The organism is Streptomyces sp. NBC_00443 (genome assembly GCF_036014175.1).
In the GTDB taxonomy this organism is placed as follows: Bacteria; Actinomycetota; Actinomycetes; order Streptomycetales; family Streptomycetaceae; genus Streptomyces.
Genome location: NZ_CP107917.1, coordinates 8,849,514 through 8,875,323, shown reverse-complemented (window position 1 = coordinate 8,875,323; position 25,810 = coordinate 8,849,514). Strand labels below are relative to the sequence as shown.

Here is a 25,810-nt window from a genome sequence, read left to right as displayed (position 1 = left end):
GGTGGTGAGTGACAGGATGTATGCGTGTCGCAGACCTCTTTCACCACGCCGTTCATCGGGCGGGACGGCGAACTCGCTCGCCTCTTCACGGCGCTGGAGCGTGCCCGGGACGGTGAGGCCCGCGCCGTCCTGATCGCCGGGGACGCCGGGGTGGGCAAGACCCGGGTGCTGGACGAGGTCGCGGGGCGGGCGGCTCGGGACGGGATGGTCGTCCTCACCGGGCACTGTGTCGATCTCGGTGATGTCGGGCTGCCGTACCTGCCGTTCACCGAGGTGCTGGGGGCGCTCGCCGGTGACGAGCGGTTCGCCGACGTCCTCGCCGCACATCCGTTGGTGGGACGGCTCTCGGGGGGCGGCACGGACGCCGTGAGTGACCGGCTGCGGCTGTTCGAGGGCGTCGCCGGGCTGCTGGCCGATCTGGCGGACGTCGCGCCGGTGCTGCTGGTGCTGGAGGATCTGCACTGGGCCGACCAGTCGTCGAGGGATCTGCTGCGGTTCCTGCTGAGTCGTGGTCTCCTGCAGCGGCCGGCGGGTGGGGCGCCCGCGCATCGGTTGGCCGTGTTCGCGTCGTACCGCGCGGATGACCTTCATCGACGGCATCCCCTGCGGCCGCTGCTGGCCGAACTGGTGCGCCTGCCCGTCGTGGAGCGGCTGGAGCTGCGCCCGATGGCCGACACCGACGTGGCCCGGCTGGTGCGCGCCGTCCAGGAGCGGCCGCTGCCGGACAGCACGGTCCGGCGGATCGTCGAGCGGGCCGAGGGGAACGCCTTCTACGCCGAGGAACTGGTCGCGGCGACAGACACCGAGGCCGGTGGGGTGCCCAGCGGGCTGGCCGATGTCCTCCTCATTCGGTTCGAGCAGCTGTCCGACACCACCCAGCAGGTGCTGCGTACGGCCGCCGTGGCGGGGCGTCGCGTCGAGCACGACCTGCTGCGGGGCGCCGTGGGGATTCCGGAGGAGGAACTGGAGTCGGCACTGCGTGAGGCCGTGGGGCGGCAGTTGCTCGTGTCGGGCGACGGCGGCACGTACGCGTTCCGGCACGCGCTCGCGCGTGAGGCGGTGTACGCGGATCTGCTGCCCGGTGAACGGGCCCGGCTGCACGGTGCGTTCGCCCGGCTGCTCGCCGGACGCGGCCGGCCGGACGAGACGGCGGCGGAGCGCGCCCACCACTACCGCGAGAGCCACGATCTGGCCGAGGCCCTGGCCGCCTCGCTGGAGGCCGCCGACCAGGCGCACCGGGTCGGCGCGCCCGCCGAGGAGCTACGGCACCTGGAGAGCGCCCTGGACCTGTGGTCGTCGGTGGAGCCGTCCGCGCGGCCGGCGGGCGAGGGCACCGACCGGGTGACGCTCACGCTGCGCGCGTCGGCCGCCGCCGCGCACGCCGGGGAGTCGCACCGCGCGGTCTCCCTGACCCGCTCCGCACTCGCGGGCGTCGGCCAGGACACCGACACCGAGCTCGCCGCCCGGGTGCGCTACACGCTCGCCGGGAACCTGCTCGGCGTCGACAGTCTGACGGCGGCCTTCGCCTACAGCAGCGAGGCGCTCGCCCTGATCCCGGCGGAGCCCCCGTCGCGGACGTGGGTGTGGGCGGCGGCCACGCATGTCCTGGCGGCCCGCCACGTCGGGGAGATGGAGATCGCCCTGCGGGTCGCCCGCGAAGCCCTGCGCACCGCCGAGAAACTCCAGGTGACGGACGCCCGGGCGGACCTGCTCATCTCGCTGGCCGTTCTAGAGGCCGGCGGCCGGCGAACCCCTCAGGGGCGTGAACGGCTGCGCGAGGCCCGGGACCTGGCGCGGCGTTCGGGCAACGCCCCGGTGGAAATGCGCGCCCTGTTCAGCCTCGCCGTCGGCTGCTACGAGTCCGGGGACCTCTAGGAATCGCTGCCCTGGCTGACGGAAGGGCTGGACCGGGCCCGGCGTGCCGGGTTGCTGTCCTCGGTGTATCCGCTGGAGATGCGGTACCTGCGGTTGCTCGTGCTGTACACGCTGGGCCGTTGGGACGAGTGCATGGGCGTGGCGGCGGCCGACGCCGACGTGCTGCCCGCGGCGGGCGGATACACGGCCGGTCCCGCGCTGTACGTCGCTCTCGCGCGCGGTGACTTCGCGGCCGTCGAGCAGGCCCGCGCCCTGCTGGCGGGTCCCTTCGACTGGATGGGCACGCTCATCGCAGGTATCGCGCTCACCGACGCCGCCGCGTGGCGCGGTGACGTGGAGGCTGCGGTGGAGCGGATGCGGTCCTCGGTCGCGGCGCTCACCGACGCCGCGGGGACGCCTCCCGACGCCACGGTCCGGCTCGCCGCCCTCGCCCTGTCCGCGGTCGGCGACCGGGCCGCCGAGCTGCGCCTGGCCGGCGACGAGGCAGGGCTGCACCGCTGGGCGGACACGGCGACCGAACTGGTCGAGCTGGCGCGGGCGACGGCCGCACGCGGCGGGGACGGCAGGCCTCAGGGCCCGGAAGGCATGGCGTGGCTGGCCCGCGCGGAGGCGGAGTGGGCGCGGACGGTGTCCGGGCCGGACGTGCGGGCGTGGGCGAAGGCGGTGGCGGCGTTCGACTACGGCGACGAGTACGAGCGGGCGCGCTGCCGGTTGCGGCACGCCGAGGCCCTGCTGGCGGCGGACGAGCGCGAGGCGGCGGCCACCGAGGCCCGGGCGGCGCGGGAGACGGCGGCCCGGCTCGGTGCGACGCTGCTGCTGGAGCGTTTGGACGCCCTGATCCGCCGGGGCCGCCTGGCGGACACCCCTGCCGACCGCTCTTCCCCCTCACGGCCCGCGAGCAGGACGTGCTGCAGCTCCTCGCCCTCGGCCGCAGCAACCGGCAGATAGGCGAGGAGCTGTACATCACCGGCAAGACGGCGAGCGTCCACGTCTCCAACATCCTCGCCAAGCTGGGCGCCGCGAGCCGTACGGAGGCGGTGGCGATCGCCTATCGGGAGGGTCTGATCACCCGCGAGGAGACGGTTGGCTGACGCCCCTCGTGCACGTCAGCCGGTGGTGTCGCAGTCCAGGGCGGTCAGGTCGACGGCGTCGGCCATCGCCTGCATGCCCTTGTCGTTGGGGTGGATGTGGTCGCCGCCGTCGAGGGCGGGCAGCATCCGCGCGGGGTCGTAGGGGCTGTGCAGGATGCGGTCGAAGTCGGTGACGGCGTCGAACTCGCCGCTGGTGCGGATGAACTCGTTGACCTCCTGGCGCACGGCCTCACCGGCCGGGTCCCATTCGAGCCAGCCCTTGTACGGGCCGACGGTCGCGCCGACGACGCACTTGCCGGCCGCGTGCGCCCGGTCGACGATCTCGCGGTAGCCCTCGATCAGGTCGTCGGCCGTGACGCCCGTATGGGCCTTGATGTCGTTCACGCCCTGGAAGAGGAACACGGTCCGCACACCGGGCTGGGACAGGACGTCCCGCTCCAGCCGGTTCAGCGCGCTTTCTCCGGGGCCGTCCTCAAGGAGCTTGTTTCCGGAGATTCCCTCGTTGGCCACGCCCTTCACCGCCGTGTCCGAGCGTTGCAGTCGGCGGGCGAGGTAGTCGGGCCAGCGGCGGTTCAGGTCGGTGGTGGACTGCCAGCCGTCGGTGATGGAGTCCCCGAGGGCGGCCACCGCTCCGGTGCCCGCGCGGGCGCGCACGGAGACGGCGTCGAGATAGAACCAGGAGCCGGTCGGGATGGTCCAGGCGGCGCCGCCCTCCTCGGCGGTGTGGTCGCCCTGGGTGGCGTACGACGACTGCATGGCCATCCAGTGGCCGGTCGCCGGGCCGCCCGCGTCCGGGCTGTGCAGGCTGACGACGAGGTTGGTCGCGGCGGGCAGCCTCCCGGGCAGCGGGTCGCTCCACACGGTCGCGCCGGCCGGCACGGTGACCGAGCGCTCACCGCCGAAGCTCAGCCTCCGGTTGCTGCCGCGCCGCAGCTCGGCGCCCTGCTTCTGGATGCCCGCGTAGACGTTGTCGAAGGTCATCGGCCGGTCCCCGAAGGCGTTGGAGAGCCGGATCCGGGTGTCCGTTCCGCCCACGCTGGTGTGCACGACGAGCCGGTAGCTGCGGCCGGCGACGCCGTCTGCCATGCGGTCGGCGCCGGCCGCCCAGGTGACGACGCCGCTCGCGTCGGCGGTCGCCTCGGCGGGCGGCGACTGACAGGCGACGACCGTCAGCAGAACGGCGGCCAGCGGGAGCCCGGCCCTCACTTGGCGAAGTCCTTCAGCGTGACCGACGCGCCGGGCCGCAGGGTGACCGTGCGGGACACATCACCGTACGCGACCGTCGTGGTGCGGCCGCCGACGCTGTGGATGCGGGCCTCGGTGGGGCGTCCGTCGCGCCAGCGCAGGTCGACCTCGAAGCCGCCCCGCACGGGGACGCCTCGCACATGTCCCGAGTCGGCCCAGGCGCCGGGGAGCGCCGGGAGGAGTTCGACGTGGCCCGGCCGGGAGTACAGCAACATCTCCACCATCGCGGCCGGGGTGCCGAAGTTGGCGTCGATCTGGAAGATGCCCCGGCCGCGCTCGACCTCGTAGATGTCGAAGAGGTTGAACGCGGTGCCGTTGCTGCCGTCGGTCGACGGGCGGAGGTTGTTGACGACCAGCTGGTAGGCGTTGTCCGCGTTCTTCAGGCGGGCCCAGCACAGGCTGCGCCAGGCGTTGGCCCAGCCGAAGCTCTCCATGCCGCGCGCGGTGAGCAGGGCGGTGGCGCCGGCGACGATCTCGGCCGGGGTGGAGCCGTCGGGGCGGATGCGGTCGCCGGGGAACAGGTTGATCAGCGGGGACAGGTGGCGGTGCGTGGTCTCACCTAGATTGTCGGGCGACATCCACTCCTCCAGCCAGCCGGTGGTCGGGCTGACCTGCGGCAGGTACAGCTTTCTGCGCAGTGAGGCGATCGTATCCGCGTAGTCGGTGTCCCGCCGGAGGTCGGCGGCCGCGGTGCAGTAGTTCCCGAACAGTGTCCACACGACTTCCTGAGCATAGGTGATGCCCTTGGCGTCCTGCGGACCGTGCTCGGGAGACCAGTCGCGGTCGTCCACGAGCACCTCCTTCGAGGTGCCGGGGAGGGTGACGGTGAGCAGCCGCGCCTCCCAGAACTCGCACGCACCCTTGAGGAGCGGGTAGATCTTCTTCAGGTACTCGCGTGACCCGGTGTACTCGTAGTGCTCCCACAGGGTGGTGCACAGCCAGGCGTTGCCCGCCGGATGCCACCACCAGCCGCTGCCGCCGTAGGGGTTGGTGGAGAAGGCGACCGCCCAGCCGGCGTTCTTGCCGCTGGAGTTGCGGTAGCGGTTGCGCGGGTCGTTGAAGAGGCGACGGGTGGTGTCGGTCCAGGAGGAGAGCTGGGCGAGGCAGTAGTCCGTGAAGGCGTCGAAGCAGGGCGACAGGCCGGTGCGGTCGGCCATCCAGTAGTTCATCTGGATGTTGATGTCGGTGTGGTAGTCGCCCATCCAGTCCGGGTCGTTGCCGTCCAGCCACAGGCCCTGGAGGCCCATCGGCAGGCTGTCGCGTGAGCTGGTGATCATGAGATAGCGGCCGTACTGGAGGTAGGCCGCTTCCAGTTCCGGGTCGGGTTCGGGATCGCGGGTGCGGGCGTGCAGGCGCTCCCAGGTGTCGAGGGCGCGCTGCGCGTCCGTGGACGTGCCGAGGGAGAGGCCGAGCCGTCCGTACAGGGCGCGGTAGTCGGCGACGTGGGTGCGCCGCAGGGCGTCGGCGGATTCCGCGGCGGCGGTGCGGGCCTTCGTACGGGCGAGGCGCTCCGGGTCGAGGGAGGGGTTGCGGAAGCCGGCCGCGGCGTCGGGGGCGTAGTTGGTGCCGGCGCTGACGACCACGGTGAGGTCCTTGCAGCCGGAGAAGTCGATGCGGGTGCCGTTGACGGTGACCTTGCCGCCGCTGCCGCGGGCCTTGACGGCGGCGCCGTAGCGCAGGCCGTTGGGGAGGGTCGCGCCGAACGACTCGGCGGCGGTCGGCTTCTCGCCGTGGGTGCCGGTCAGGGTGATGGTGCCGGTGTAGCGGCCGCTGCCGCTCTGCGTGAAGCGCAGGACGATGACGTCGTCGGGGTGGCTGGCGTACATCTCACGCCGGTAGGTGACGCCGGAGCGGACGTAGGAGCTGGTGACCAGGCCCTGGGCGAGATCCAGGGTGCGGCGGTAGCCGGAGACGGCGCCGAGGTCGTGGTCGGGGATGTCGACGGTGAGCCTGGCGAGCAGCGTGAAGGAGCCGAAGTCGGAGCGGCCGTAGGGGAACTGGCCGTCCTGGTCCAGGGTGTCGTTGAGGCCGCCGGTCCACATGGTGGCGTCGGTGATCAGGAGGAGCTCGCGGCCGGGGTCGTTGCTCGCGAGGGCTCCGATGCGGCCGTTGCCTATGGGCAGGCCCTGTTCGATGAGTGAGCCCTCGTCGCCCGGGGCCTGCCACCACAGCCGCTCGCCGGAGGCGTCGGCGGGGAGCGGGACTTCGGCGGGGCGGACGGGCGCGGCGGAGGCGGTGAACGTGGGCAGCGTGCCGAGGGCGGCGGTGAGGCCCGCGGTGGTGGCGAGGGAGAGGAGGGTTCTTCGGCTCGGCTCGTTCGGGCTGGTGTTCATGCGGGGCTCCGGATGCGTCTGGGCCGGGGCCCGGCGCGCGGCCGGGCCCCGATGGAGGGAGGTCAGAGAGACTTCTGCACGTCGATCCGGTCGATGTCCGGCGCGTAACCGGTCCCGCTGTCGAACGTGACCGTGTTCGCCCCGGCCTTCAGCTTCACCGGCACGTACACGCTGTTCACCGTGGACCAGTCGCCCGTGGACGCGAACTTGTGCGACGTGCCGCCGCCTCCGTTGGCCGAGACGGAGATCGAACGGGCGTCACCGCTGACGTAGGCGACCTTGATCTGGTAAGTGCCGGCCTTCGGGACCACGACGTCGTCGAGGGTCAGCTTGCCTCCGGTGTAGAGGTTGCCGACCTTGCGGCCGTCGGAGCAGGCGGAGCAGTTCGCGACGGAGGCGTTGCCGCTCAGGTTGCCCGCCTCGGCCTCGTAGGCGGTCCAGGCGAGGTCGGTGCCGCGCGGGGTGACGGTGAACAGGCGGGAGCCGTGCGCGGGGAGGGCCTGTGTGATCTTGTCGGTGTGGGAGCCGAGGTTCTCCTTGTTCCACACGTCGCGCACCGAGGCCTTGCCCTTGAAGCCGAGGGTCGACCAGCTGGCGGTGACCGAGGCGGGGGCGTCGGACAGGTTGAACAGGGCGACGGTGTAGGTGCCGTTCGGGTTCTTCGCGGCCCACACCTGCTGCGGGTCGGAGGCGGTGACGGGCTCGGCGGGCGGGGCGCTGCTCTGGTTGAGCGCGATGACCTCGCGGTTGGTCAGCAGCGACAGGCCGTAGGAGTCGAGCCTGGTGAGGTCGTCGCCGGTGAAGAGCGGGGACTTGGCTATCGCCCACAGGGTGGCGTAGCTCTGCCGCTCGGCCTTGGTGAGGCCGTCCATCTCGCCGTTGCCGACGTTCACGGAGTCGAGGTCGTTCCAGCCGCCGGGGCCGGCGTGGGCGGTCCAGGCCGGGGCGTCGTCCCAGCGGTCGTCGACCGAGTTCTCCCAGGTGACCAGGGTGTTGCAGTAGCACTCGACGTCGGTGTCGATGCGCCAGCCGTTGGAGTACTTCTTCCAGTCCTCGACATGTCCGTAGTCGAGGGACCAGGACAGCTCCAGGTGGATCGGGCGGCCGGCGGTCTTGATGGCCTTCTGCCACGCGGCGACGTCGGCGACGTTGTTGTAGTTGTCGCCGCTCTTGAAGGAGCCGGGGCCCACGCCGTCGAGCTTCAGGAAGTCGTAGCCCCAGTCGGCGAACATCTGGGCCTGGGAGTCGATGTACTTCTGCGCGCAGGGGTTCGAGAAGTCGATCTTGTAGGCGCTGTCCCAGCCGTTGGTGGTGCGCAGGTCGTCGTGGACGATGTCGCCGGTGGTGCAGCCGTCGGCGTTCCAGATCGGGTTCTTGCCGTCGTTGTACGCCCCCTTCTCCAGGCCGACCGGGAGGTAGATGCCGGCCTTGAGGCCCTTGGAGTGGATGCGGTCGGCGACGGCCTTCATGCCGCTGGGGAAGCGCACCGGATCGGCCTTCTGCCGGCCGAACTCGTCGAACTGCGACTTCCAGGACCAGTCCATCCACCAGCCGGCGTCGATGTTGACGTACTCGTAGCCGTACTTCTTCAGCTTGGCCGCCATGGCGTCGGTCTGCTTGGTGACGTTGGCCTCGGACAGGTAGCTGTAGTCGCCCTTCGGGTTGAGGCCCGGGTACTTGGACGACTGCATGGTCCAGCTCGTCCAGCCCATGTAGGGCTTGGCGGCCACGGTGGTGGTCGCCGGGGCGGCCGGGGGCGTGGGGGTCTCGGCCTGTGCGGCGGGGACGGCGGCCGTGACACCGGCGGTGAGGGCCAGGACCACCACGGCTCTCAGGGCGCGTGCGGGCATGACGGAGTACGAGGATGACCTCATGGGTCGTACCTCCCTGGGTTGGTTCAGCGGTTCTGGCGCTGGTCGTCGGCTCTGATGAAGGACTGGATCGCGGTGGCCGCGGCCCGCGCGCCCACTCCTCGAAGGGCAGCGGGCGGGTCTGTACGTCGCACCGGTCGGCGGAGCCGAACGCGGCCGCGGCGAAGGCGTCGCGGATCTGTTCCGCGAACAGGTCGTAGGCGGCGAGTCCCTCGCCGGAGATGATCACCCGCTCGGGGCCGAGCAGGTTGGCCACGGTGGCGATGCCGCGGCCGATCGCCTCACCGGCGCGCGCGTAAGCCTCGCGCGCCCCGGCGACACCACGGTGGGCGAGGGCCACGGCCTCTGCGGTGTCGGTGACCTCGACGCCGGTGGTCTCGCGGATCCGCCGGACGATCGCGGCGTCCCCCGCGATGGCCTCCACACAGCCGTGGTTGCCGCAGTGGCAGGGCGGGCCGGCCGGGTCGACGGTCACGTGCCCGATCTCCCCGGCCACGCCGTGCGCCCCGGCGACAACCCTGCCGTGCACCACGAGGCCGCAGCCGATGCCGGCGCCGACAGTCACCACAGCGAAGTCGGAGAGCCCCACACCTGCGCCGAACCACTGCTCGGCGACGGTCAGGGCCCGTACGTCGTTGTCGACGGTGACCGGCAGTCCGGTGGTCGCGGCGGCGAGTTCGGAGAGGGGAACGTCCCGCCACTCCAGGAACGGGGAGTAGCGGACGACTCCGGCGCCGCGATCCACGTCACCGGAGACGGCGATTCCGAGGCCGAGGACCGGCACGCCCGAGTCACCGGCCTCGGCAAGCAGTTCGCCCGCCAGCTCGGCGACCGAGGCGAGCACCCGCTTGGGCTCGCGGTCCGGGAGCGGGGCGTGACGGGCGGCGCGGATGCGGCAGCACAGGTCGGTCAGGACGGCGATGACCTCGTCGCCGGTCACCTTGATGCCGATGAACAGTGCCCGTCCCCCGTCGACCCGCACCGGGTTGGCGGGGCGGCCGAGCGCGGGCCGGGCCGGCTCGTCCGCGTCCTCCACGAGGTAGCCGGCCTCGATGAGGGGCCGGACCGCCTTGGTGACGGCGGCCGGGGACAGTCCCGCGCGCCGGGCCACCTCCAGGCGGGTGAGCGGCCCATGGCTCAGGACCGTGGTGAAGATCTGCGAGGCGGCTGGCGTGTTCGCCGGGAACGTCTCGGCACGGCGGATCGAGGACATGTCCGGAACCTAGAGGGGTTATTTTCCGCCGTCAATAAAAGAAGCAGGATTCCTCGGCGAACCTCTGGAGGACTCCCACCCGGTGATCCCCGCCTGTCCAACTGTGCGTCGTCTGTGGCGATCTGACGCGATGCGAGAGGGTTGCCCCGCGCGAAGCTGATCGTTCTCGTATGAGCAGCACATCGACTGAGCAGCACATCGACAGAAACGTGAGGAATCCGGATGGTCTCAGCAACGGTGGTCAGAGGTACGGCGGTGGCGGCCCTGATGTCGCTCCTGGCGGTCCCCGCACACGCCGCACCCGGGCAGCCCAGCGCCGCCGTGGTCGACGCCAAGGCGGCGGCCCTGCCCGCCCCGGACGTCACCGGCATCTGGAACGTCCTGCGCACGGCGCGGCAGCAGGGAGCGCCCGGTGCGATCGCGCGCCTCGACGACGGCGGTACGGCCCACTGGGCGGCCGTGGGCGTCGCCGACCGCAAGTCGGGGCGGGCCATCAACAACGCCGACCGGTTCCGCATCGGCAGCGTCACCAAGACCTTCTCCGCCGTCGTCCTGCTGCAACTGGCCCAGGAGAAGAGGCTGCAGCTGGACGCCCCGGTCAACCGCTATCTGCCGGGGCTGCTGCCCGACGGCGCCATCACGGTGCGGCATGTGCTCAGCCACCGCAGCGGCCTGTACGACTACACCAACGAGATGTTCGCTCGGACGGTTCCCGGCTTCGAGGCGGTCCGCACCAAGGTGTTCACGTACCGGCAGCTGGTGAACCGGTCCCTGCGCAAGCCGCGGACCACGAAGCCGGGCGGCGCCTACTCCTACTCCAACACCAACTTCGTCGTCGCCGGGATGCTCATCGAGAAGCTGACCGGGCATTCCGTGGGCACCGAGTACCGGAACCGGATCATCGAACCGCTGAAGCTGCGCGACACGTTCTACGTGCACCCAGGCACGAAGATCCCCGGGCGTCACGCCCGCGGCTATCTCACGCCGGACACGGCCGGCGCGGTGCTCGTCGACGCCACCGAGCAGACGGCGTCCTGGGCGCAGAGCGCGGGCGCGGTCATCTCCAGCACGCGGGATCTCAACACGTTCCTCTCGGCGCTGCTCGGCGGCCGGCTCACCTCCCGGGCTCAGCTGGCCCAGATGCAGCGCTGGGTGCCGGCGGGCGGCGTGCAGTCGTACGGGCTGGGGCTGCGGCGCCGCGATCTGTCGTGCGGCGTCTCGGTGTACGGCCACACGGGCGCCGTGCAGGGCTACTACACGTACGCGTTCGCGTCCAAGGACGGCAGGCGCAGCCTTGCCGCGCTCGCCAACACCTCCAACAACGGCACGGTCCTCAACTCCATGATGGGCACGCTGGAGTCCGCGTTCTGTGGCAAGCGGACGAAGCCGCAAAAGCGTGCCGCCGTGGTCGAACGGCACGAGGACATCGAACCCGGGATCCGGCTCCCCTGGGCCCGAACGGGAGCTGAGGACGCGGGCAGGGCGGGAACCCGCGAGATCCGGTGGACGTTTCCAGGACAACCCCACCGGCATCCCACCGGATCTCGTACGACCCACCAGGACGGCCCGATGAGCGAGTTGGTTCCCGGGGGCAATCTGCCCCTCCCGGGCGGCAGCGTCACCGTCCGGGTGCCCGGCCCCTTCGACGTGTCCGCGCTCGTCACCGACGACAGCGGCAAGGTCCGCGGCGATGCCGACTTCGTGTTCTACAACCAGCCGTCCGCGCCGGGCGCCCGGCTCCAGGGCGACACCCTGACCGTCGACCCGCAGCGTCTGCGCCCCGGGGCCACGCGGGTCACCGTGGTCGTCAGCCCCGCCGACCCGGGTACTCCCCTGGGCCGCCTGCCGGCCCCCGTGCTCCACGTCAGCGGCCCGGGCGGCCGCGCGATAGCCCGGTTCGCCCCGCCGCGCCCACGGCAGGAGACCTTGCTGCTGCTCGCGGAGATCTACCGGCGTGGCGACGGCTGGAAGCTGCGGGCCCTTGGGCAGGGGTACGCGGACGGGCTGGCGGGGCTGGCGCGCGACTTCGGGGTGGACGTCATCGAGGACGCGACGCCGAGCCCGGTCGCCACGGCACCCGCACCGATCACTCCAGCCGGGCCGACGGCTCGGTCCGCGATGCACACCCTGTCCGCCGTCACCGTCCCGCACATCCCTTCCCCCGATCGCGACGGCTTCCTGGACCTGGTCAACTCCGCGCGTGCCAGTGCCGGTTCACCGCCCGTCACCCTCGACGCCCGCCTTGCCTCCGCCGCGCAGGCCCACGCCTCCGCCATGGCAGCGGCGGGACAGCTCGGCGCCGAGGGCCGCGACGGCGTCTCCGTGTACCAGCGCATCACCGGGACCGGGTACACGTATGTCACCGTCGGCGAGCACCTGGTATCCGGCCCCCGCACCCCTGCCGAGTTCGTCGCGTACTGCCTGCGCACCGAACAGCCCCGCCGCACCCTGCACGACCCGGCCTTCCTCCACGCCGCGCTGGCGCACGTCACGGGCGGCCGCTCGGGCGACACGTACTGGACGGCGCTGTGGGCCAGGCCGTTGGCCCTCGGCGACCTGTCCCGCACGGCGGCCGAGGTCGTCGACCTCACCAACCGGGAGCGGGCCCGGGCCGGGCTGCGTCCCCTCGCCGCCGATCCCGCGCTCAGCACCGCGGCGCAGGCCTACAGCGCCGACATGGCGGCCCGGGCCTTCTACTCCCACACCTCGCCCGAGGGGACCCAGCCCTGGGACCGGGCCGCCGCCGCGGGTTCCCGCATGCGCTCGATCGGCGAGAACATCGCATGCGGTCAGCGCTCCCCCGCCGAGGTCGTGCAGGGCTGGATGAACAGCCCGGGCCATCGCGCCAACATCCTCAAGCCCGATTTCAGCCACATAGGGATCGGCTTCGCGGGCGGCGGGCCCGCCGGCACGTACTGGACCCAGCTCTTCGGCGCCTGAGGATCCGGGGAATCCGACACGCCGCGATCTAGGCAGAACGGGAGCGTCCGGGACAGGATGCCCGCATGAAGGGTGACCTCTTTTCCAACGAGCACATGGTCCAGCCCGCCACTGCGCCGGGCATGACGATCGAGAACGCCAAATGCATCAAGTACGCGGTGAACGGCGAGATGCACGCCCGTCAGGGCGCGATGGTCGCCTACCGCGGCAACCTCCAGTTCGAGCGCAAGGGCCAGGGCGTGGGCGGCATGCTCAAGCGGGCGGTGACCGGTGAGGGGCTGCCGCTGATGGCGGTGCGCGGGCAGGGCGAGGCCTGGTTCGCGCACGAGGCGCAGAACTGCTTCGTCGTCGATGTCGACCCCGGCGACGAATTCACGGTCAACGGCCGCAACGTCCTGTGTTTCGACGCCTCGTTGTCGTACCGGATAGCGACGGTGAAGGGTGCCGGCATCACCGGCGGCGGCCTGTTCAACAGCGTCTTCACGGGGCAGGGCAGGCTGGGCCTGGTGTGTGAGGGCAATCCGCTGGTCATCCCGGTCTCGCCGCAGTACCCGGTGTACGTCGACACGGACGCCGTCGTCGGCTGGACCGCGGGCCTGGACACCTCGCTGCACCGCTCGCAGTCCCTCGGCTCGATGCTGCGCGGCGGTTCCGGGGAGGCCGTGCAACTGATGCTGCAGGGCCAGGGCTATGTCGTCGTACGGCCGAGCGAGGCGACACCGCAGAAGTCCCAGCAGCACTGACACCTCCGCCGTGAGGTGATCTGCGCCTCACGAGCAACCCCGTCCGCCTTGCCGACGTCTTGATCGACAACAAGTGAAGCCCTGGCCGCCCTTTCCGGCCAGGGCAGGTTTTCAACGCTCTATACACGCCATGTATACCCATCACGTATACGCACTGCGTATACACAGAGAGTAGAGATGGCGTGTATATCGATCGAGAGGCATCGATGTACGGCAAGGCATTCGCCCCGGAGTACCAGGGAGCCCTGACCAAGCTGTCCGTGAACTCCTCGCTGACGGACGTACTGGCCGCCGGCACCGAGCAGTTGAGAGCGGCCGAGCGGGCCGGGCAGCACGGCGAGGCGGCACGCTCAGGGCTCGCGGTCGCCGAGGCGCACCGCCGGCTGGGGCAGATCGGGGACGCGGACCGGGCATGGAAGGCGAGCTACCGCGCCGCCCGGGAGGCCGACGACACCGCGGCGATGGCCTGGGCGCTGTGGAGCGGCGGCACGCTGGCCCGGCAGCGGGGGTCGTTCGCCCTGGCTCGGCGGCTGCTCCAGCTCGCGGCGGACTTCGGCGAGCGCGGCGGCGACATCGTCGTACGCGGCTACTCCCTGGCCGGCCTCGCCGAGACCGGCCGCATCCAGGGCGACTACGACGCCGTCCACCGGCTGCACGAGCAGCTACTGGCCGAGGCCCGGCGGCGCGGCGAGGCGCGGCACACCGTGTGGGCACTGGAGGGCATCGCCCAGATCCACCGCAACACCGGCTCGTACGACACCGCGTACGACCTGTTCGAGGAGGCGGCCGAGATCGCCGCGGGCGCCGAGGACCGGCGTGGCCACGCCTGGGCGCTGCGAGGGCTCGCCGACGTCGTCTCCGTGCGCGACGGCGACACGGAACGGGCCCTGGCCCTGCTGTCCGAGGCGGAGACCACGTGCCGGGCGATGAAGCTGTCCAGCGCCCTGGCCTACAACCACAAGATGCGGGGCAACGTCCTCTACCGCGCCGGACGTTACACCGAGGCCCGCGCCCTGTACGAGCAGGCGCTCGCCGAGTTCCGCGCCATGAGGGAGCCACGCGGGGAGGCACTGTCCCGGCTGGGGCTGGCCAAGTCGCGTGCGCAACTGGGGCGCGACCGGGCCGAGACGGCCACCGAACTGGCCGAGCTGGCCGGAGTGCTGGAGCGGATCGGGCTGCGGCACGCCAGGGAGATGGTGGCGCGGGCGCAGGAGGAGTTCGGCGTGGGCGAGGATGCCATGGCGGGCGCCGGGGCGGGGGTCCTGCGGTGACGGCCTCCCCTTCCGCTCTCCGGGCTCCGTCCGGCATCCAGGAGCACACCTCGCCGGTTCAGGCTCCGCCCGACGCCCGCCAGGTCCTCGACCGCTGCCGCGCATTGGTGCGGCCCGCGCTGCGGGAGGCCGTGGGGCGGACCCATCCGTGGGTCGGTGAGATGGCCGCGTACTCCTTCGGCTGGTGCGAGATGGGTGGCGCGCCGGCCGCCGCCTCCGGCGGGAAGGGCGTGCGGCAGGCGCTGGCCGTGCTCGGGGCCGAGGCGGCCGGCGCGCCCGGGCGGCTCGCGGTGCCCGGTGCGGTCGCGGTGGAGCTGGTGCACGCCTTCTCCCTGCTGCACGACGACATCATGGACGGCGACACGTCCCGGCGCCGCCGCCCCACCGTGTGGAAGGCGTACGGCACGGGACCCGCCGTCCTCGCGGGTGACGCGCTGTTCGCGCTGGCCGTCGAGACGCTGGCCGCCGCACCTGCGGGGCCGCGGGCCGTACGGCTGCTGTCCGTGGCGTTGCAGGACCTGGTGCGCGGGCAGGCGGACGACCTGCTGTTCGCCACGCGTCCGTGGACGGGGCCTGAGCGCGTGCGGACGGACGAGTACCGGACGATGGCCGAGCACAAGACGGGCGCCCTGCTGGGCTGCGCCGCCGCGCTGGGCGCCCTGCTCGGCGGTGCGCCGCCTGCGACGGTCACCGCCCTTGACCTGGCGGGCCGGCATCTGGGCATCGCCTTCCAGGTAGTTGACGATCTGCTGGGCATCTGGGGCGACCCGGCCGTCACCGGCAAGCCGGTGTACGGCGATCTGCGGGAGCGCAAGAAGACGTTCCCCGTGCTGGCCGCGCTCGACTCACCCGCCGGCGGCCGTCTGGCCGCGCTCCTGGAATCGGCCGCCGACCCCGCCGAGGTCGCCTCACTGATCGAGGAGGCAGGCGGCCGCTCGGCCGCGCTCACGGAGGCCCGGCGCCACGTGACCGCCGTGGAGACCGCTCTGGCCGACGTGCCACTGGAGGCCGGCCCCGCCGGGGAACTGCGGTCGCTGCTCGACTTCCTGGTGCGGCGCGACCTGTGAAGGCCAGGCTCGAAGCGGGGCGGTGATCGCCGGATCGTCATGACGGCCGCGGCAAGCCCGGACTGACCGGCGCCAACATGACCGCCACAGAGGCCCCGCTGACCGGCCATCCCTGCAGGATGGCCCCGCCGGACAACTGCGGTCGCTGCTCGACCTCCTGGTGCGGCGCGACCTGTGAAGGCCCGGCTCGCGGCGGGGCGCTGATCGCGGGATCATCGTGCCGCCCGCGGCAAGCCCGGGTTGACCGGCGTCGCCTCCCGCGTCAGGGTGCCAACGGCGTGGACCCCGCCCCACGCCGGAAGGGTGACTGCCTTGATAGGGATCTCCGACGTCGAAGCCGCGGCCGACCTCATCGCCGGCCACGTCGTCCGCACACCGACCGTGCCCAGCCCCGGACTGTCGGCCCTGCTCGGCGTCCCGGTGACGGCCAAGCTCGAACTGCTGCAGCGCACCGGGTCGTTCAAGGCCCGCGGGGCGACGGCGAAGCTGCTGTCGCTGACCGAGGCCCAGCGCGCGGCCGGGGTGGTGGCGGTGAGCGGTGGCAACCACGGGATCGCCCTCGCGATGACGGCCGCCGTCCTCGATGTGAAGGCCACCGTGGTGATGCCGCGTTCGGCGCCGGCCCGCGCCGTGGAGATCGCCCGAGGCGCCGGGGCGTCGGTGCGGTTGACGGACGACATGGACGGAGCGTTCTCTCTCGTCACGCGGCTGCGGGACGAGGGGCTGACGCTCGTCCATCCGTTCGACGACCCGCTGGTGATCGCCGGCCAGGGCACCGTCGGACTGGAGCTCGACGGCGACGCAGGCGAGCTCACGGACGTGATCGTGAGCGTCGGGGGCGGCGGGCTCATCTCCGGCGTCGCGGTCGCGCTGCGGGCGCGCCGTCCGGACGTACGGATCTGGGGCGTGGAGACCCAGGGCGCCGAGGCGATGTCCGAGGCGCTGACGGCGGGCGGGCCCGTGCCGGTGGCGCTGTCGTCGATCGTGTCCACGCTGTGCGCGCCGACCGCGTCCCGGCTGACGTACGACCATGTGTCCGCCCTGGTCGACGAGGTGCTCGTGGTGCCGGACCGGGAGGCGGTGCGGGGTGTGCTCGATCTCGCCGAGCACGCCAAGCTGTGGACCGAGCCGGCCGCCGGCTGTCTGCTGCCCGCGGCCCGGCGCGTCCTGGAGCAGGTGGGGGACGGCGCGAGGCTCGGGCTGGTGGTGTGCGGGGGCAACGCGACGACCGGGGACGTGCTGCGCTGGGCGGCGGATTTCGGGGTTCACTGAAACGCAGGCTCGAATTCCTTACTTATTCGTCAGGTTACTCACGCGTAAGAAGCAATGGAAAGGAACGGCCCTTTAGTTGGGGTTTTCGTTGAACGCTGCCTGTCCCGTCTCTCGTACTTCCTGTGAGAAATGAGAATCAGGGGTTCAGCGAGGGATGGCCATGGTCAAGGCGCGCGTCTCCACATCCGAGTTGGTCGCCGGAAGGTACCGGCTCGTCGATGTCGTGCACAGCGAGACGAACCGCGTCAGTTACTACGGCGAGGACATCGGGAGCGAACACCCGTTCCTCCTCACGCAGATCGGGCTCCCCGACGATCCGAGCCCGGACGACAGGCGCCGGGCCACCTCGCGCATCCTGCGCGCCTCCGAGCGGATGGGGCTGCTGCGCCCGGGCGCGGTCGCCACCGTCGTGGACGCCATCGAGGACGGCGGGAACCTGTGGATCGTCACCGAGTGGATCGACGGCACGCCCCTCGGTGAACTCCTCACCCAGCAGGGCACGTTCAACTACGTGCGGGCCGCGCGCATCGGCCTCGAACTGCTCGACGTACTGGAGGCGGCGCACGTCGCCGGCATCACACACGGCGAACTGAGCCCCGGCCAGGTGTTCGTGCGCGGCGACGGCACCGTGGTGGTCACCGGCTTCGGGCTGGCCGGCGCGACCCTTGCGCCCCGGGTCGCCGCACCGTCGTACGCCTCACCGGAGCAGGCCCGCGACGAGCGCATCGGCCCTGCGTCCGACCTGTGGGCGCTCGGCTCGATCCTGTACGCCATGGTCGAGGGGCGTCCGCCCTATCGCGAACGGGACCGCCCCGAGGCCACGTTGAAGGGTGTGGACCGGCTTCCGCTGCGCGCCCCGGTGCGTGCCGGGCCGCTCACCCAGGCCGTACAGGGACTGCTGCGCAAGGACTCCCGGGAGCGGCTGAGCAGACCCGTGGTCCGCGAGGCGTTCGTGCGCGTCCTCAATGAGGATCCCGAGACGCCCCTGCCGTCCGAGCCGCGCCCCCGGCTGCGCGGTCTCTACGCCGTCGGGCCGGGCTGGGGCAGGCGCGCCATGATCGCCGGCACCGCGCTCGCCGTCGTCACGGTCGCCGCGGCCGTCCTGGTGGTGACCAGCGACCGGTCGGACGACTCGGACCCCTCGGCGGCCGGTACGGCACCCAGCCCGTCGGCCCCTGCCACGGAGCCCGCCACTCCGGCTCCGACCGTGTCCCCCACGCAGGAACCCACGGCCTCCCCCACGAAGAGCGCGCCCGGGACCGCTTCCCCCACGGCGTCCCCCTCGGGCACGGGGCTGCCCTCCGGCTTCCGGACATACACCTCACCGGAGGGCTTCTCCCTCGCCCTGCCCGAGGACTGGAAACCCCTCAACACCACGCGCGCCTCCGACCTGGCGTACCGGGTCGTGTTCGGGGCGGAAAGCGATCCGCGCACGCTCGCGGTCACCTACAGCGAACGCGTCGGCCCGGACCCCGTCGCCGTGTGGCGCGACGACGTCGAGCCAGGACTGAAGCGGTCCGCCGCCGACTACGAACGCATCGGCGACATCGAGGCCACCACGTACCAGGGGTACAAGGCCGCCGACATCCAGTGGCTCGCCGACGTGGACGACACCCGGGTGCGCACCTTCGGCCGCGGCTTCCTCATCGGCGACCACCTCGGCTATTCGCTGCGCTGGACGACCCCGGCGGACGACTGGAACGACGCCGGCAACCAGGGGGCCCTGGACACCGTCCTGCGCACCTTCCGCGTGCCCGAAGCCTGATCAGGCCGGCACTCGGGGTGCGCACATCGCCCGCAGCGGCAGGGGGTGCAGCGGCTCCGTCCGCCACCGCGCCGTGAACGTCCGCTCCTTGAGGGAACACGTCACCTCCAGGTGGTGCGGGGTCTCCAGAAAGGCGATGTCCACGGCGAGGGTGTCCGCGTCGGTCCAGCCGCCGCTGACCGCAGTGGGCACCGGCCCCTCAGTGACGGTCCAGCCGGCGTCCCCGAGCCGCAGCCGGAGCGGGTGGCCGTCCTCGGTGAGCGTCAGGGCCCAGCCGTCTCCGTCCGGCGCGAGGTCGATCGCGGTCAGCCTGGACAGCCTCCCGCCGCCATCGCCGTACGGGGTGAACGCGGCGGCGGACCAGGCCTCGCTCTGCTGGGGTGGCGCGGGCTCACCGGCGGCGGGCGGCAGCGCCAGGCCCGCCAGCCGCGCGGCCAGGGCCACGTCCGCTGCCTCGCCGCCCGTCAGTGGCGCGGGGCGGAACGCGGGCAGCAGATGCTTCCAGACCAGGTCAAGGAGAGCCTGCATGTTCCAGGTGTCCGCGGTCGTCGCGATCACGGCGTCCTGCTCGGGCAGCACCAGGCAGAACTGACCGAACGCGCCGTCGCCGCGATAGCCGTGCCGGGACATCCAGAACTTGAAGCCGTAGCCCTGCTGCCAGTCGCCCCCGGGCATGACACCGGAGTTCGAAATCTGCGGGCGCGTCGCCTCGGCCACCCACCACTCGGGCAGCAGCCGCTCGCCGTCCCACACCCCGCCCCGCAGATACAACTGGCCCAGCCTGGCCATCGCGTCAGTCGTGGCGTGCAGTCCACTGAACCCGAGCTCCTGGCCGCCGCGGTAGCGCAACCACGCGACCTCGCCGATGCCGAGCGGGTCCAGCAGGCGCGGCCGGAGATAGTCGGTCAGCGACTGACCGCTCGCCCGCTGGACGATGGCGGCGAGCGTGAAGGTGGCGGGCTGGTTGTAGGCGAAGACCGTGCCCGGGTCGCGGGGCGGTGGCGCCAGCAGGAACCCGCGGACGAGGTCCTCACGGTCCCGTGCGCGCGCCTCGTCGAATGCGTCGGTCTCGTGCCCACTGGCCATGGACGCCACATGCCGCACGAGCATCGCGCGGCTGCGCGGATCGGTGATGTCGGCGTCGAGCTCCGGGAAGTAGGAGATCACCGGGTCGTCGAGGCGGATGAGCCCCTCGCCGGCGGCGATCCCGGCTGCGGTCGCGGTGAAGCTCTTGCTGATCGAGTAGAGCAGGTGCGGGCGTTCGGGGGTGTACGGCGCCCACCAGCCGGAGGCGACGAGCCGGTCGTGGCGCAGGATCATCAGGCTGTGCGGCTCGATGTCGGGGGCGGTGTCGAGGGCGTCGAGAAAGGCGAGGACACCTGAGGCGTCGACGCCCTGGGCGGCGGGCGTGCTCGAAGGCAGCGGGCGAACACTCATGCGAGCATCCTCTCCGATACCGGGGCGGTGACAGAGGCTTTCGCGCCCGACCCCGCGTCCCGTTCCGTCCGTCCCGTCGATCCCGTTTTCACCACCCGTGTCCGGGGACTCGGGCCGCATGGTGCAGATCGGATACACGATGATGACCGAGCAGGCCGCCCCTCGTGACCTGGTGGACCATCTGGTCCGCGCCGAGGAAGCCGGCTTCGACTTCTCTGTGACCTCGGACCACTACTTTCCGTGGCTGCGCTCGCAGGGTCACTCTCCGTACGCGTGGAGCCTACTGGGCGCTGCCGCCCAGGCCACGTCACGGATTCCCCTGATGACCTACGTGACGTGTCCGACGTTCCGCTACCACCCGGCTGTGGTCGCGCAGAAGGCGGCCACGATGCAACTGCTCTCCGAGGGCCGGTTCCGGCTGGGGCTCGGCTCCGGGGAAAACCTCAACGAACATGTCGTGGGCGGTGGTTGGCCGTCCGTGGACGTACGGCACGAGATGTTCGAGGAGGCCGTGGAGATCATCCGCGCGCTCTTCGCGGGCGGCCATGTGAACCGTCGCGGCACGCACTTCGACGTGGAGTCGGCCCGTCTGTGGGACCTGCCGGACCAGCCGCCGCCGATCGGCATCGCCGTCTCCGGTGAGCAGTCCTGCGAGCTCGCGGGCCGGCTCGGCGACCTGGTGATCGCCACGGAACCCAAGGCGGACCTCCTGGCGGCGTTCGACCGGCACGGCGGTGCGGGCAAGCCGCGCGTGGGGCAGCTGCCCGTGTGTTACGACCCCGACCGGGACACCGCGATCAAGCGCGCCCACTCCCAGTTCCGCTGGTTCGGCGGCGGCTGGAAGGTCAACGCGGAGCTGCCGCACCCGGACTCCTTCGAGGCGGCGACCCAGTTCGTCACCCCGGACGACGTCGCCGACGCGATCCCGTGCGGCGACGACGTGGACGCCTTCGTCGAGGCCGTCCGCCCGTTCGCCGCGGCCGGCTTCACCGAGGTCGCCCTCGTCCAGATCGGCGGCGAGGAGCAACGGCCCTACATCGACTGGGCAAAGACAACGCTGCTGCCGGCGCTGCGGGACGCGCTCGGCTGACGCACGCGAGCGCACGCGCACCGGTCCCGGCGGCACCGGGGACCGCGAGAGCATGGTCCCCGGGTGCCATAGGCTGCCGGTCGGCACCCGAGCCTTCCCGGCGGTGCCTTCCGAGCAGCCCCAACAGGAGAGTCATCCGTGACACTGGCGTTCGTCCCGCCCGAGACGTCCCCCGCGTCCCAGCCCCCGTTGTCCGATCTCGTCGCGCGGGACGCCCGTGAGTTCGGCGTCTACGCGCGGACCGGAGGGTGGGCCTTCGGCCTGATGGTGGCGCGCAGCGTACGGCCTGGCGGGCAGAGCGCGGGCGAGACGCCGAAGGTGTCAGCGAAGGAGTTCGCCGAACTCGCCGGGTGCTCCCCCGACCGCGTCATGCGCTACTACAAGGCCTGGGACCGCGCCGCCGACGACGGTCTCGTCCCCCACTTCGAGACGCTCACGCCCGGCCAAGAAGTGGATCTGCCCGACGCCGACGTGTGGCTCGGCTACTACGTCTCCCGCAACAGCGCCACCTCGGAGCGGGGCACCGCCATCACCGAGGCCGCCGAGGCCGAGGGCATCCGCCCGACGAAGGCGCTGGAGGTCGCCGAGAACCCCACCGCGCTGCGTGCCGCGATCCTCGCCGACTCCTCGACCGCCCGCGCGGCCCGCCAGGCGCTCCTCGACCGGGTCCGCGAGGACCCCGATCTGCAGGCCGAGTTGGCGCGGGACGTCGTCCGCACCGACGACCTCAAGAAGGCCGTCGCCACCGAGAGCAGGTCGGCCGACCGAATCGGGTACGTCCGCCAGATCGCCGAGTCCGGCCAGATCAAGACCCCGGCCGGGCAGACCGTCGACGCGCCCGTCGACGTGCGCCAGGAGGCCGAGCGGCACCTGTCGCTTCTCGACGAGCTGGAGGACGAGCAGGACACCGGCGAGTGGGCCACCGAGGCCTACGACACCATGAAGTCCCTCGTCGCCGAGACCGTGGAAGCCGATCCCGAGCTGTGGGTGCAGGAGCGGCGGACGAAGTTCTACAGCAGCCTGCAGCGGGCGACGAAGGTCTTCGAGGAGCTGACCTTCGACGATGTGCAGGAGTTCGTCGAGGACGACATGGTCCAGCAGTTGGAGGAGCTCCAGCAGGCCATCTCCACGTGCATCGCTACGCTGCGCGGGACTCAGCCGAACTCGGCGCGAGCCGAGTAGCCGCCCTCATACCGCATACCGTCGAGGCGCCGCCGCTCACTCTGTGTGGCGGCGGCGGGTCCACAACGGCAGCCCGAACCAGCACACCACGTACCAGATGACCACGCCCGTCACCAGCCAGGGCACCCAGTCGTCGTGCGTGGCGACCCTCAGGATCAGCAGGAGCGCGGCCGCCATGGTGGCCAGCAGCAGGATCAGGCCGAGGAGCGTCAGCCGGGAGGCCCACTCCACCGCCTGCGGCTTGATGCGGCGCCCCGACACCAGACGGTGCAGGGACACGGGACCGATCAGGGCACCCGTCGCGGTGGCGCCCAGGACGACCGTCACGATGTAGATGGTCTGGTCCGTGTCGCTGAGGGTGTCGTACTTCGGTGTGAACACGACGGTGAGCAGAAAGGCGAACAGGATCTGGACGCCCATCTGGGCCACCCTGACCTCCTGGATGAGCTCGCCCCACATGCGGTCGGCACGCTCTTCCTGGGTCTCGTCGCGTCCTGTCCGGTTTTCCTTCGTGGTCATGCACTGCGGGTAACCCCGGCGGTGAACATTCAAACAGCGGGGCTCCGGGTGCAGCCGGGCGGCCGTCCCGGAGCCGTACGCGTCTACCAGCGGTTTGCCACCTGGTCCTGGATCCTCCGGTCGTAGAGGTCCCGGATCGCGTCGAGCGTGTCCCCGGACAGCTCCGGCAGCGCGGCGGCGGCCGCGTTGGCACGGGCCTGCTCGGGGGTACGGGCGCCCGGGATCACGGTCGTCACACCCGGCTGCTGGATGATCCAGCGCAGCGCCAGCTGGGCCGGCGTGTAGCCCTGCGGGGCGAGCTCGGCGAACTCGGCCGCGGCCTCGACGCCGGTGGCGTAGTCGACGCCCGAGAAGGTCTCGCCCTGGTCAAAGGACTCGCCGTGCCGGTTGTAGGTGCGGTGGTCGTTCGCGGCGAAGACGGTGTCCTTGGTGTACTTGCCCGACAGCAGACCGGAGGCCAGCGGCACCCGGGCGATGATGCCGACGCCGGCCTCGTGCGCGGCGGGCAGCACCGCGCGCAGGGGCTTCATGCGGAACGGGTTGAGGATGATCTGCACGCTCGTGACACCCGGTCGGGCGATCGCGGTCAGCGCCTCCTCACAGGTCTCCACGCTGACGCCGTACCCGGCGATGCGCTCCTCCGCGACAAGGGTGTCGAGGGCGTCGAACACCTCGTCCGTCGAGTAGACGGGCGTCGGCGGGCAGTGCAGCTGGACCAGGTCGAGGCGGTCGACGCCGAGGTTGCGCCGCGAACGGTCGTTCCAGGCGCGGAAGTTGTCGAGGACGTAGTTCTCGGGGATCTGGTCGACGCGGCGGCCCATCTTGGTCGCCACGAAGATGTCCAGCTCGGGCCTGGCGCGCAGGAACGTGGCGATGGTCTGCTCGCTGCGGCCGTCGCCGTACACGTCGGCGGTGTCGAAGAAGGTCACTCCCGACTCGACCGCCGCCTCCAGCACCGCCAGGGCTTCCTGGTCGTCGACGTCTCCCCAGTCGGCGCCCAGCTGCCACGTACCGAGACCGACGACGGATGCCCGCTGACCCGACCTACCGATTACACGCTCGTCCATGGCGTCAGTGTGTCATTCGTCATCCATGTGCGCGGAACAGGCCCCTCCGCCTCGTTACCTGTGAATCCATCACTCACATGGGTGAATCAAATCGACAGGCGAGCGGTGCCTGTCAAGGCGGTCCCTAGCGTGAGCCCGTGACCGACGACTTCAGCCGCAGGGGCTTCCTGCGCAGGGCAGCCGCCCTGACCGCCGTACCGACTCTGCTGCCGGCGGATCCGGCCGCCGCGGCACAGGAGTTGCCCGGCTTCCCGGCCGATGTGGCGCTCTACCGCTCGGCGTACCGCAACTGGGTCGGCGAGATCACTGCCGACGGCCTGTGGGCCTGCGCACCGGCCCGCCCCGAGCGGGTGGTCGCCGTCGTCAACTGGGCCTGGCGGCACGGTTGGAGAGTCCGTGCCCGGGGTGCCTCGCACGGCTGGTCGCCGCTGACCATCACGCAGGGCACCCCGCCGGACGCGCCGGTCCTCCTCGTGGACACCGCCTCCCATCTCACCGGCTTGTCCCTTGAGTCGCCGACGGCCGTGCGCGCCGGCACCGGCGTCACCCTGGAGGCCCTGCTCACCTACTTGGAGGAACACGGCCTCGGCGTCACCGCCGTACCGGCGCCCGGCAACCTCACCCTGGGCGGCGCCCTGGCCGTCGACGCGCACGGCACCGCCGTACCGGCGCGCGGCGAACAGCGGCTGCCCGGGCACACATACGGTTCGCTGAGCAATCTCGTGCTGTCACTGACGGCCGTCGTCTGGGACGAGGCCAGTAGCGCGTACGTGCTGCGCACCTACGGCCGTGACGAAGCGGACTGCGCCGCCCTGCTCGCCCACCTCGGCCGCTCCCTGGTCACCGAGGTCGTGCTGCGCGTCGGCGCGAACACCAGCCTTCGGTGCGTCAGCCGTACGGACATCCCGGCGGGCGAGCTGTTCGCCGCACCCGGCACCGACGGTCGTACCTTCGCGAGCTTCCTGGACCGGGCCGGGCGGGTCGAAGCCATCTGGTTCGCCTTCACCGAGTTCCCGTGGCTGAAGGCGTGGAGTGTCTCCCCCACCCGGCCGCCGGCCTCGCGGCGCGTGACAGGGCCGTACAACTACCCGTTCTCCGACAGCGTCCCGACCCCGGTCGCGGACCTGGTGGGGCACATCGTGTCGGACGGGGCCTGGTATCTGGCACCGGTGCTCGGCAACGCACAGTACGACGTGGCCGCACTCGGACTGGTGGCGACGCTGTCGCGGGACATCTGGGGTCCGTCGAAGAACACGCTGCTCTATCTGCGGCCGACGACGTTGAGGATCGCCACGGACGGCTACGCGGTGCTCACCAGCAGGGCGCAAGTACAGCGCGTCGTCGCCGAGTTCACGGCCTTCTACCGGGAGCGTCTCGCGGCGTACGCCGACCGGGGGCAGTTCCCCGTCAACGGGTCGGTGGAGATCCGGGTGACCGGCCTCGACGATCCGGCGGACGTCGGCCTGGACGGGGCACGGACCCCGCTGCTGTCGGCGCTCCGTCCACGCGAGGACCGTCCCGAGTGGGACACGGCCGTCTGGCTGAACATCCTGACGCTGCCCACAACGCCGTACGCGGAGGCTTTCCTGAGCCAGATCGAGCGGTTTCTGCTGCGCACCTTCGACGGCGGGTACGCCATGACCCGCGTCGAGTGGTCGAAGGGCTGGGCCTACACGAAGGAGGCCGCCTGGAGCGACGGGGAGGTGCTGGGCACGGTCGTGCCCGGCACGTTCGGGGAGGGCGTGTGGGGCGAGGCTTCCGGCGTCCTGGACCGCCTCGACCCGCACGGCGTGTTCGGCAACGCCTTCCTCGACCGGCTGTTCCGGTGA

At 71.7% G+C, this 25,810-nt stretch carries 15 protein-coding genes and 3 pseudogenes; 11 read left to right on the top strand and 7 right to left on the bottom strand.

What is annotated here, in order from left to right; genetic code table 11:
* Positions 1–24: 24 nt before the first annotated feature.
* Positions 25–2,966: pseudogene (locus OHO27_RS40500) on the top strand (helix-turn-helix transcriptional regulator).
* A gap of 15 nt (positions 2,967–2,981) precedes the next feature.
* Here OHO27_RS40500 and OHO27_RS40495 read toward each other — a convergent pair.
* The 4 genes and pseudogenes from OHO27_RS40495 to OHO27_RS40480 all read right to left on the bottom strand — a co-directional run bounded on the left by OHO27_RS40495 (position 2,982) and on the right by OHO27_RS40480 (position 9,628).
* Complete coding sequence (locus OHO27_RS40495) at positions 2,982–4,172, bottom strand: SGNH/GDSL hydrolase family protein (RefSeq protein ID WP_443059668.1); 1,191 nt, start codon at positions 4,170–4,172, stop codon at positions 2,982–2,984.
* Entirely contained in the window at positions 4,169–6,544 is a 2,376-nt protein-coding gene (locus OHO27_RS40490) for a glycosyl hydrolase family 95 catalytic domain-containing protein (protein WP_328429899.1), read from the bottom strand. Before OHO27_RS40490 ends, OHO27_RS40495 begins: the two co-directional genes overlap by 4 nt.
* Positions 6,545–6,606: 62 nt before the next feature.
* Complete coding sequence (locus OHO27_RS40485) at positions 6,607–8,418, bottom strand: alpha-galactosidase D (RefSeq protein ID WP_328429898.1); 1,812 nt, start codon at positions 8,416–8,418, stop codon at positions 6,607–6,609.
* 23 nt (positions 8,419–8,441) lie between these two features.
* Positions 8,442–9,628 (bottom strand): annotated as a pseudogene (locus OHO27_RS40480) (ROK family transcriptional regulator).
* A 222-nt stretch (positions 9,629–9,850) separates the two neighbouring features.
* Here OHO27_RS40480 and OHO27_RS40475 point away from each other — a divergent pair.
* From OHO27_RS40475 to OHO27_RS40445, 7 genes and pseudogenes are all read left to right on the top strand, one after another.
* A pseudogene (locus tag OHO27_RS40475) lies at positions 9,851–11,068 on the top strand (serine hydrolase domain-containing protein); the annotation flags it as partial.
* A gap of 129 nt (positions 11,069–11,197) precedes the next feature.
* Entirely contained in the window at positions 11,198–12,568 is a 1,371-nt protein-coding gene (locus OHO27_RS40470) for a CAP domain-containing protein (protein WP_328430697.1), read from the top strand.
* A gap of 65 nt (positions 12,569–12,633) precedes the next feature.
* Positions 12,634–13,311, top strand: coding sequence for an AIM24 family protein (locus OHO27_RS40465; protein ID WP_328429897.1), 678 nt, complete (start codon positions 12,634–12,636; stop codon positions 13,309–13,311).
* A 206-nt stretch (positions 13,312–13,517) separates the two neighbouring features.
* Complete coding sequence (locus tag OHO27_RS40460; RefSeq protein WP_328430696.1) at positions 13,518–14,582, top strand: tetratricopeptide repeat protein; 1,065 nt, start codon at positions 13,518–13,520, stop codon at positions 14,580–14,582.
* A 35-nt stretch (positions 14,583–14,617) separates the two neighbouring features.
* On the top strand, positions 14,618–15,649 hold the full coding sequence (locus OHO27_RS40455) for a polyprenyl synthetase family protein (RefSeq protein WP_328430695.1): 1,032 nt from the start codon (positions 14,618–14,620) through the stop codon (positions 15,647–15,649).
* A 312-nt stretch (positions 15,650–15,961) separates the two neighbouring features.
* A complete protein-coding gene (locus OHO27_RS40450) occupies positions 15,962–16,921 on the top strand; it encodes a threonine/serine dehydratase (protein WP_328430694.1) in 960 nt (319 codons plus the stop codon).
* Between the two features lie 154 nt (positions 16,922–17,075).
* On the top strand, positions 17,076–18,686 hold the full coding sequence (locus OHO27_RS40445) for a serine/threonine protein kinase (protein ID WP_328429896.1): 1,611 nt from the start codon (positions 17,076–17,078) through the stop codon (positions 18,684–18,686).
* Here OHO27_RS40445 and OHO27_RS40440 read toward each other — a convergent pair whose 3' ends face one another.
* A complete protein-coding gene (locus OHO27_RS40440) occupies positions 18,687–20,123 on the bottom strand; it encodes a serine hydrolase domain-containing protein (RefSeq protein WP_328429895.1) in 1,437 nt (478 codons plus the stop codon).
* A 118-nt stretch (positions 20,124–20,241) separates the two neighbouring features.
* On the opposite strand from OHO27_RS40440, the gene OHO27_RS40435 reads away from it, so the two are divergent.
* Together OHO27_RS40435 and OHO27_RS40430 are read left to right on the top strand one after the other, a co-directional pair.
* Positions 20,242–21,213, top strand: a complete 972-nt coding sequence (locus OHO27_RS40435; RefSeq protein ID WP_328429894.1) for an LLM class F420-dependent oxidoreductase — start codon at positions 20,242–20,244, stop codon at positions 21,211–21,213.
* A gap of 138 nt (positions 21,214–21,351) precedes the next feature.
* On the top strand, positions 21,352–22,395 hold the full coding sequence (locus OHO27_RS40430; protein ID WP_328429893.1) for a hypothetical protein: 1,044 nt from the start codon (positions 21,352–21,354) through the stop codon (positions 22,393–22,395).
* 36 nt (positions 22,396–22,431) lie between these two features.
* Here OHO27_RS40430 and OHO27_RS40425 read toward each other — a convergent pair whose 3' ends face one another.
* Positions 22,432–22,914: a DUF6328 family protein gene (locus tag OHO27_RS40425; RefSeq protein WP_328429892.1), complete on the bottom strand. Its 483-nt coding sequence runs from the start codon at positions 22,912–22,914 to the stop codon at positions 22,432–22,434.
* Between the two features lie 83 nt (positions 22,915–22,997).
* Positions 22,998–23,981, bottom strand: a complete 984-nt coding sequence (locus tag OHO27_RS40420; RefSeq protein ID WP_328429891.1) for an aldo/keto reductase — start codon at positions 23,979–23,981, stop codon at positions 22,998–23,000.
* Positions 23,982–24,118: 137 nt separating this feature from the next.
* On the opposite strand from OHO27_RS40420, the gene OHO27_RS40415 reads away from it, so the two are divergent.
* Positions 24,119–25,810 (top strand): cholesterol oxidase substrate-binding domain-containing protein, encoded by a 1,692-nt coding sequence (locus tag OHO27_RS40415; RefSeq protein ID WP_328429890.1) that lies wholly within the window; start codon positions 24,119–24,121, stop codon positions 25,808–25,810.

Bases quoted from the DNA above. Each gene is read 5' to 3' on its own strand.
- OHO27_RS40490 (WP_328429899.1), bottom strand. From the start codon at position 6,544: ATGAACACCAGCCCGAACGAGCCGAGCCGAAGAACCCTCCTCTCCCTC.
- OHO27_RS40485 (WP_328429898.1), bottom strand. From the start codon at position 8,418: ATGAGGTCATCCTCGTACTCCGTCATGCCCGCACGCGCCCTGAGAGCC.
- OHO27_RS40470 (WP_328430697.1), top strand. From the start codon at position 11,198: ATGAGCGAGTTGGTTCCCGGGGGCAATCTGCCCCTCCCGGGCGGCAGC.
- OHO27_RS40465 (WP_328429897.1), top strand. From the start codon at position 12,634: ATGAAGGGTGACCTCTTTTCCAACGAGCACATGGTCCAGCCCGCCACT.
- OHO27_RS40460 (WP_328430696.1), top strand. From the start codon at position 13,518: ATGTACGGCAAGGCATTCGCCCCGGAGTACCAGGGAGCCCTGACCAAG.
- OHO27_RS40445 (WP_328429896.1), top strand. From the start codon at position 17,076: ATGGCCATGGTCAAGGCGCGCGTCTCCACATCCGAGTTGGTCGCCGGA.
- OHO27_RS40440 (WP_328429895.1), bottom strand. From the start codon at position 20,123: ATGAGTGTTCGCCCGCTGCCTTCGAGCACGCCCGCCGCCCAGGGCGTC.
- OHO27_RS40435 (WP_328429894.1), top strand. From the start codon at position 20,242: ATGGTGCAGATCGGATACACGATGATGACCGAGCAGGCCGCCCCTCGT.
- OHO27_RS40425 (WP_328429892.1), bottom strand. From the start codon at position 22,914: ATGACCACGAAGGAAAACCGGACAGGACGCGACGAGACCCAGGAAGAG.
- OHO27_RS40420 (WP_328429891.1), bottom strand. From the start codon at position 23,981: ATGGACGAGCGTGTAATCGGTAGGTCGGGTCAGCGGGCATCCGTCGTC.